We start from the raw sequence: 7693 nt of genomic DNA on the forward strand, positions 1-7693 counted from the left end.
CTGAACAGCTTTCTTGATGGATCGTTCGAGCGCGATGCGCAATGGTGCGAGCGAATATTTAGCAATGACCTTGCCACCCGGCCGATCGAGGTGAGCCAAGACGATGACGATCGCACGTTTGTTCGAGAGTTCGGCAAGGATCGGAGCCACATGACGAATGCGAGTGTCGTCCGTGACCACGCCGCTCTTCATCGGCACGTTAAGATCGACGCGGACAACGACCCGTTTTCCGACTACGTCGACTCCTTCAAGCGTACGCAGAGCTTGCATCACAGGAGCCTCCCCATCGCGACTGCGGTATCGCACATGCGGGTAGAGAAGCCCCACTCATTGTCGTACCAGCTCATCACGCGGACGAGAGTCCCATTCAGGACCTTGGTCTGATCCATATGAAAGATGGACGAATGGGGGTCGTGGTTGAAATCGACAGAGACGTTGGGTGCATCGGTATAGCCGAGAACGCCCTTCAATTCACTGTCGGCGGCCTTTTTGATCGCAGCGTTGATTTCCGCGACCGACGTCTGTCTTTGTGCAATGAACTTGAAGTCGACAACAGAGACGTTCGGCGTGGGCACACGGATCGCAACTCCGTCGAGGCGGCCATTGAGCTCCGGTAACACGAGGTCCACCGCTTTAGCCGCGCCCGTCGAAGTCGGAATCATGGACAGGGCAGCGGCTCGCGCGCGATACAAATCCTTGTGCATGGTGTCGAGCGTCGGCTGGTCACCCGTATAGGAGTGAATGGTGGTCATGAAGCCCTTGTCGATGCCAACGGAGTCGTTGAGCACCTTCGCGACAGGAGCAAGACAGTTCGTTGTGCAAGAAGCGTTTGAGATAACCAAGTGGTTCTTGGTCAGCCGGTGGTGATTGACGCCGAACACCACTGTCAGGTCGGCTCCTTCGGCCGGTGCTGACACGATCACACGTTTTGCGCCTGCAGCGAGGTGTTTGGCCGCCTTGTCGCGCGTATTGAAAATGCCCGTGCACTCCATCGCAACGTCGATGCCCAGCGCCTTGTGGGGCAGATCGCCTGGATCGCCAATGGCCGTAACCCGGATGCTCTTGCCCGCGACGATCATGTTGTCGCCATCGACGCTGACCTGAGCCGGGAAGCGGCCATGAACCGAATCAAACCGCAACAAATGCGCATTGGTCTCGACAGAACCAAGATCGTTGATGCCGACGATCTCGATATCCTCTCGTTTGGACTCCACTATCGCACGCAATACGTTGCGTCCGATGCGACCGAAACCGTTGATGAAGACGCGCAGGGTCACTGATCGATTCTCCTTGAACCGTGCCGGTTGATTGTTCGCAGCGCAGCGGCAACGGCTGCCTCTGCCGTAATGCCAAACCCGCGGTAAAGAACATCGGCTGGCGCGGAAGCTCCGAAACCTGTCATGCCGACAAATTCGCCGTCCTCTCCTATCCACCGCGCCCAGTCTCCCTGGATCGCGGCTTCGATACCAATCCGGGGGCCACGGCCGAGAACCGCTGACCGATATTCGTCTGCCTGTTCCGCAAACAGATCAAAGCACGGGACTGACACCACCGCCGCGCGGATATCTAACTTCGCGAGACGACGAGCCGCGTCGAGAGCGATGGCCACCTCCGATCCGGTCGCAATCAAGGTCACGTCACGGGTACCTTCGGGACTAGCCACCAAGTAGGCTCCGAGTGCGACCTTGTTTGCTCCTCTGGCGTCGCTCCGGAAGGTTGGCAGTGCCTGGCGCGACAGACATAGGATCGACGGACGATTTTTCGCCTGCAGAGCGCAATCCCAGGCTTCGGCGGTCTCGACCGCATCTGCTGGTCGGAAAACCAGAAGTTTCGGAATCGCCCGCAGCGAGGCGAGATGCTCGACCGGCTGATGTGTAGGACCATCCTCTCCCAACCCGATCGAGTCATGCGTCATCACATGGATGACACGTACACCCATCAAAGCCGCTATCCTGATTGCGGGCCGGCTGTAATCTGCAAAGGTCAAAAATGTTCCACCATAGGGAATGAACCCGCCGTGGAGGGCGATGCCATTCATCGCGGCAGCCATTGCGTGCTCGCGAACGCCGTAATGAATATAGCTGCCATCCAGCAAGCCGCGTCTTACCGGCTTTTGAGACTTGCCGTGGGTAAGGTTCGAATGAGTGAGATCTGCTGAGCCGCCGAGCAGATTTGGCTGCGAGGCTGCGATCTCGTCGAGGACCTGCTGCGACGCCTGCCGCGTCGCAATATTAGGACGTTCAGCCGAAAATCGTGCGCGTATCGAAGCGATTGCGTCTGCATATGCGCTTGACAACTTACCGTCCAACGCTGCTTCGAAGCGACTTCGGATATCAACGTCAATTTGCGATAACCGATCTTTCCACGCGCTGCAGACGAGTTCCCCGCGAACTCCAATCGCACGCCATGTTGTCAGGATATCTTCGGGAATTTCGAACGGCTGGTACGGCCATTGTAAAGCAATACGCGTCGCCGCGATTTCATCGCCCCCCAGAGGTGCGCCGTGCGCCTTCTCCGTGCCTTGCCGGTTCGGTGAACCGAAACCGATCACCGTTCGGCACGCAATCAACGAGGGGCAATCGGATTGTCTCTCCTCTTCAATGGCTTTATGAATCGCCACCGGATCGTGACCGTCGATGCGACGAACCGACCATCCGGATGCCGCAAAGCGTGCCAGCTGATCGTCGGAGCAGGACAGCGACGTCGAGCCATCGATCGAGATTTCATTGTCGTCGAACAGAACGATGAGCCGGTTCAGCTTCAGATGGCCTGCCAAGGAAATCGCTTCATGGCTGAGACCTTCCATCAGGCAACCATCACCGGCGATCGCGTAGGTAAAGTGATCGACCACAGCGTTTCCAAAGCGCGCATTCATCAGTCGCTCCGCAAGAGCCATGCCGACCGCAGTAGCAATGCCCTGTCCAAGCGGCCCCGTGGTTGTCTCGACGCCGGCTGTATGTCCGTATTCGGGATGGCCGGGCGTTTTTGATCCCCACTGTCGAAAGCGTTTCAGTTCGTCGAGTGTGACGTCCTCATAACCAGTTAGATACAGCAGCGCATAAAGAAGCATCGATCCGTGACCAGCGGACAGCACAAACCTGTCGCGGTCAGGCCACGCTGGATCGGCTGGATTGAATTTCAAGAAGCGCGAGAACAGCACGGTCGCAACGTCGGCCATACCCATTGGCATTCCTGGGTGACCTGACTTTGCCTTTTCGACAGCGTCGATGGCGAGGAAGCGAATAGCGTTTGCCATATCGCGATGAGAGACGTTGCCTTCGAGTGCTTTGGTACGTGACTCGATGTTCATTTGCGATTCCTCCCGAACTGGACATGCTCGTTCATCATTTTGCGCCCTTCTTGTGCTCGATCAGCCGGATAATGAGCGGCGTCAGAATGAGCTGCATTGCGAGGTCGAGCTTCGATCCGTGAATCACGATTGAATTTGCGCGCGACATAAAACTGTTGTGAAGCATCGACAGCAGATAGGGGAAGTCGATACCGCGCGGGTTTTTGAACCGGATCACCACCATCGACTCGTCGGGCGTCGGTATCCAGCGTGCAATAAATGGGTTTGAAGTATCGACCGTTGGTACGCGCTGGAAATTGATATCGGTCTCGGCGAATTGTCGGCAGATGTAGTTGATGTAATCCGGTATCCGACGAAGGATCGTATCGGTTACTGCCTCGGTCGAATAACCTCGGTCGCTGCGGTCGCGATGCAGCTTCTGAATCCATTCGAGATTGATGACTGGTACAACACCAATCTTGAGATCGGCATGTTGCGCAACGTTGACCTTGTCGGTCACGACTGCGCCGTGGAGCCCTTCATAGAAGAGAAGATCAGAGTTTGCTGGCAGCGACTCCCACTCCGAAAAGGTGCCGGGGGGGCTGCCGTGCAGCTCGGCTTCCGCTTCGTCGTGAATGTAGAATCGTGTTCTGCCCGTGCCATTCGCGGAATAATCTCGGAACGTTGTTTCGAGTTCTTCGAACAAATTGGTTTCAGGGCTGAAATGACTGAAGTGCTTGTTGCCGCGTTCGGCTTCCTCAACCATCTTCTGGCGCATTTCTGCGCGGTTATAGCGGTGAAAGGCATCTCCCTCGATATAGGCGGCCGCGACCTTCTCGCGACGAAAAATCTGCTCAAACGTCCTCTTTACTGAAGTCGTGCCTGCACCCGATGAGCCCGTGATTGAAATGATAGGATGTTTTCTAGACATGGTTGCTGACCTCCGCTCAGACTTGGAACAAACCGCGTCGCCCAAAAAGCGGAGCGGTCTTGGAGGCTGCGTTAGGATCGGTGTGCAGAAGCTCGACACGACGAACTTTTTCGATCGAACCCATGATGAGAGGCACGCGCTGATGGATCGTTCTTGGAGCAAGCTCGAGAATTCGCTCCCGTCCCGTTGATGCCGCACCGCCAGCTTGCTCGACGATGAACGCCATCGGATGCGCCTCATAGACAAGCCGCAGACGGCCGTCCGTGTAGCCTTCCCGCGCATCGGCGGGGTAAAGGAACACACCGCCCCGCGCCAGGATTCGATAGGCTTCTGCCACCAGAGATCCGATCCAACGCATGTTGAAGTCCTTGCTGCGAGGCCCATCGACGCCGGCAAGACATTCGGCGATGAAATCGCGTACCGGCTGTTCCCAATGACGGTGGTTGGATGCGTTGATGGCATACTCCGCCGTGTCGACGGGAATCTGAACACGTCGACGAACGGCCTTGTAAGTCTTGTCGTCTCGATCAAGCGTGAAGATATCAACACCGTCGCCGAGGGTGAGGACCAGCGAGGTTTGCGGACCGTAGACAGCGAAGCCGGCTGCCAGTTGGGTCGTGCCTGGTCGCGTGAAAGCTGCCTGCCCCTCCAGCGGGGTGACGACGATCGAGAAGATCGTTCCGATGGTCATATTGGAATCGATGTTTGACGAGCCATCCAGAGGATCGAACGCGATGCAAATGGGCGCCGTCATGTCGCGGATCTCCGGCGCTTCGGCTTCCTCTGACGCCAAGGCTGCGAAGGGGACAGATTTGAGGGCTTGGCGTATGAGTTCGTCAGCCCGGACGTCCAGATCCTTCTGAAGATCGCCGTCAGCATTTCGTCCTTGTGCTTGTCCCGTGATGCCGGCCAGGGCACCGCGACCGATCAGATCAGCGATATCAATGCAGGCTGTGGCGAGAGCATCGACCGCCGAGGCTACCGCAAGGCGAAGCGGATCCTTACCGGCGTTCTGACCTAGGTGCTGGCGCAGCGTTAGCGCTAGAGTCATTGGGTCGCCTCCTCGCATGCGCCGTTTTTTAATGAACGTTGACGCTATGCAGCCTGCCTCCGGGTTGGGCGAGGCACTTTCAGGAGATTGACAGCTTGACCTAAATAAGGAAAATTTTAATAACTATGGTCTGATAACGGTTTTTCTTATATGCCCGATGGCTTACGAGATCTGACAATTCGGCAACTTCGAGCGCTTGCCGCTTTGGCAGGCTGGGGGAGCGTAACTGCCGCTGCCAACAAGCTAAATCTCACCCAACCAGCAGTGACACTACAGTTGCGGAACCTTCAGGATCTTGCGGGACTCCCGTTGGTCCAACGCACCCACGACGGAATGGTGCTGACTGGAGCTGGACAGGAAGTCCTCATGCTCTCCGAGCGGATAGAAGCTGCCATCTCAGCCTGCGCCACTTCGCTTGATATGATTGCGGGCCGCACTGGAGGTCGTATATCCATCGGAGCAGTAAGCACTGCAAAGTACTTCGTGCCGTTCGCCATCGCGGCTTTTTCAAAACTTCATCCCAAGATCGATATTACTTTGTCGATTGGCAATCGGCAGGAAATACGTCAAGCGCTGCGCGGCTACGATCTCGACTTTGCAATAATGGGCCGGCCGCCAGCAGACGTCGACGTAGATATCCATCTAATTGGCGATCATCCACATATCATCATCGCCCCAAGCGGACATCGGCTTGCACTGAATGTCGGGCTTTCGGCAGCAGAACTCGCAGACGAAACCTTTCTCATTCGTGAACAGGGTTCCGGCACGAGAATGCTGATGGAACAACTCTTCTCAACCACGGAGCTTCAACCCAAGATCGGTATGGAAATGAGCAGCAACGAGACCATCAAGCAGGCGGTCATCGCTGGTCTCGGAATCGCACTGATCTCGGCGCACACGGTTGCCACTGAACTTGAAGATGGACGGCTCGTCTCCCTCAATGTCACTGGCTTACCTATTGTGCGACAATGGTTTGTTCTGCGGCGGAAAGACAAGGTACTCTTGCCGCCGGCGCAGGCTATGTTGGACTATCTGAGTATCGAAGGAGCACGCTTCCTTCCAAGCATGCCGGTTACTCTAAGCTCGCGCAAGCGTCGACATCGTTGACGTAAGTCAAATTGAGCAAAGTCGCAGGCGAACGGCCGATCACGCCGGTCAAATTGCTGGACGGGAGCTTCGTGCTGTTTCGCGACGAAACGGGCCGCTTCGGATTGCTCGATTACGATTGCCCGCACCGCGGCGCTGATCTCGCGTTTGGCCGTGCGCTGCGCGTTTCACGGCAGGCTGTTCGACGTCGAATGCAAATGCCTCGATAAGCCGGCCGAGCCGAAATCCTCGAAACTGTGTGACGGCATCAAGCAGCGCGCCTAGCTTTGACAATCGCGGGTAAGATAGCTGAAGGAAAGGCTTGCTGCACTTGAGAGGATCCTGGGAAACGAAAGACATGTCTAGACGCCAGATAAAGCATCGCCCGGTTGCCAGTAGGTTACCGGGCATTCCGGTGATCCTCGGCCACTCCTACCGCTTCGCGCGTGAACGCGCGAGATCCGACGCCGTGTCAACGAGAACGGATCGGTTTGGTGGGTGAAATGCTGACGCAAGTGGAGCGGATCTCTAAAAAGATCATTATCTCTGCGGGCCTGCGGCCAGAGCTAACCTTCACGTCGTTCGGTCGACACGGCGGGGCCACTGAATCTAGATCGTCCGGACTGACCACGTTGCAGTTGATGGAGAAAGGTCAGCGGTCGTCGGTAACGGCGATGGCGAACTACCTGCACGACGACGACGAGGGTAAGCAGGAAGCGCAGATAAAGCGCATCAAGCGCCGGGAGCGGCAAGCCAAGCAAGCGAAGAGAAAGTGAACATTTGTCGGAATGAAAAAGCTGAGCTTGTCGGAATGGAAAGTTCTTGACAGCTTAAGTGCCTGAAAACATTGGAGCGGGTGAAGGGAATCGAACCCTCGTATTCAGCTTGGAAGGCTGCTGCTCTACCATTGAGCTACACCCGCGTGCCGGCCGATCCCCTATCACGCCGGCTCGGCAGTCTCAACCTCCCCTCGCCGGTTTCCTTACCCTTAACGGGCCGGCCTTTGCGGCCTATATTGACATCTCCGTCAACATCGAAGGGAGGTGATCCAGTGTCTTACACCAAGCGCTGTCACCTCGTTGGGATCGCCCGCTAAGTCTTGCAGGACCTTTCAGTCTTGAGGCTTGGCTTTAGGGCGCTCCTAGCGCCTGGACCAGCGAGTGAAAAAAGACGGCGCGGCGGGAGTAATCCCGCCGCGCTTTTTATTTTCCCGTCGGGCCCATACCCCAACCCGGCAGATTTATGCGGGCTAGCCGGCGGGAGGATTCCGCTTCGAGCGGGATACCTCGGCCCGGGCCGCTCGTCTGGACGCAACCGGCAAATTCTGCTTCATCGA

The 7693-nt window shown here is 56.8% G+C and carries 7 protein-coding genes, 1 tRNA gene and 1 pseudogene; 3 read left to right on the forward strand and 6 right to left on the reverse strand.

The genetic code is table 11. From position 1 onward, the window contains the following. The 5 genes from pgk to WB528_RS01960 all read right to left on the reverse strand — a co-directional run. The coding region (gene pgk, locus WB528_RS01940) for a phosphoglycerate kinase (protein WP_423886742.1) at window positions 1-270 on the reverse strand (270 nt) is incomplete at its 3' end. Beyond that, a complete protein-coding gene (gap, locus tag WB528_RS01945; protein ID WP_423886743.1) occupies window positions 270-1277 on the reverse strand; it encodes a type I glyceraldehyde-3-phosphate dehydrogenase in 1008 nt (335 codons plus the stop codon). The genes pgk and gap, both read right to left, overlap by 1 nt. Further along, window positions 1274-3310 (reverse strand): transketolase, encoded by a 2037-nt coding sequence (gene tkt / locus WB528_RS01950; RefSeq protein WP_423886744.1) that lies wholly within the window; start codon window positions 3308-3310, stop codon window positions 1274-1276. The genes gap and tkt overlap by 4 nt, the downstream gene beginning before the upstream one ends. A 34-nt stretch (window positions 3311-3344) precedes the next feature. Next, the gene (locus tag WB528_RS01955) at window positions 3345-4220 is read right to left on the reverse strand and encodes a phosphoribulokinase (RefSeq protein WP_423886745.1); all 876 of its coding nucleotides are present in this window, start codon (window positions 4218-4220) and stop codon (window positions 3345-3347) included. 16 nt (window positions 4221-4236) lie between these two features. Next, complete coding sequence (locus tag WB528_RS01960; protein WP_423886748.1) at window positions 4237-5271, reverse strand: class 1 fructose-bisphosphatase; 1035 nt, start codon at window positions 5269-5271, stop codon at window positions 4237-4239. 150 nt (window positions 5272-5421) lie between these two features. Between WB528_RS01960 and WB528_RS01965 the strand changes: the two genes are divergently transcribed. From WB528_RS01965 to WB528_RS01975, 3 genes and pseudogenes are all read left to right on the forward strand, one after another. After that, entirely contained in the window at window positions 5422-6378 is a 957-nt protein-coding gene (locus tag WB528_RS01965; RefSeq protein ID WP_423886746.1) for a LysR family transcriptional regulator, read from the forward strand. A 23-nt stretch (window positions 6379-6401) separates the two neighbouring features. Next, window positions 6402-6639 (forward strand): annotated as a pseudogene (locus WB528_RS01970) (Rieske 2Fe-2S domain-containing protein); the annotation flags it as partial. A 212-nt stretch (window positions 6640-6851) separates the two neighbouring features. After that, the gene (locus WB528_RS01975) at window positions 6852-7133 is read left to right on the forward strand and encodes a hypothetical protein (protein ID WP_423886747.1); all 282 of its coding nucleotides are present in this window, start codon (window positions 6852-6854) and stop codon (window positions 7131-7133) included. 72 nt (window positions 7134-7205) lie between these two features. On the opposite strand, the gene WB528_RS01980 is transcribed toward WB528_RS01975, so the two are convergent. Next, window positions 7206-7279: transfer RNA gene (locus tag WB528_RS01980), tRNA-Gly, on the reverse strand. Window positions 7280-7693: the final 414 nt, after the last annotated feature.

The sequence above is a fragment of the Bradyrhizobium sp. genome, from assembly GCF_049586575.1.
Lineage (GTDB): Bacteria > Pseudomonadota > Alphaproteobacteria > Rhizobiales > Xanthobacteraceae > Bradyrhizobium.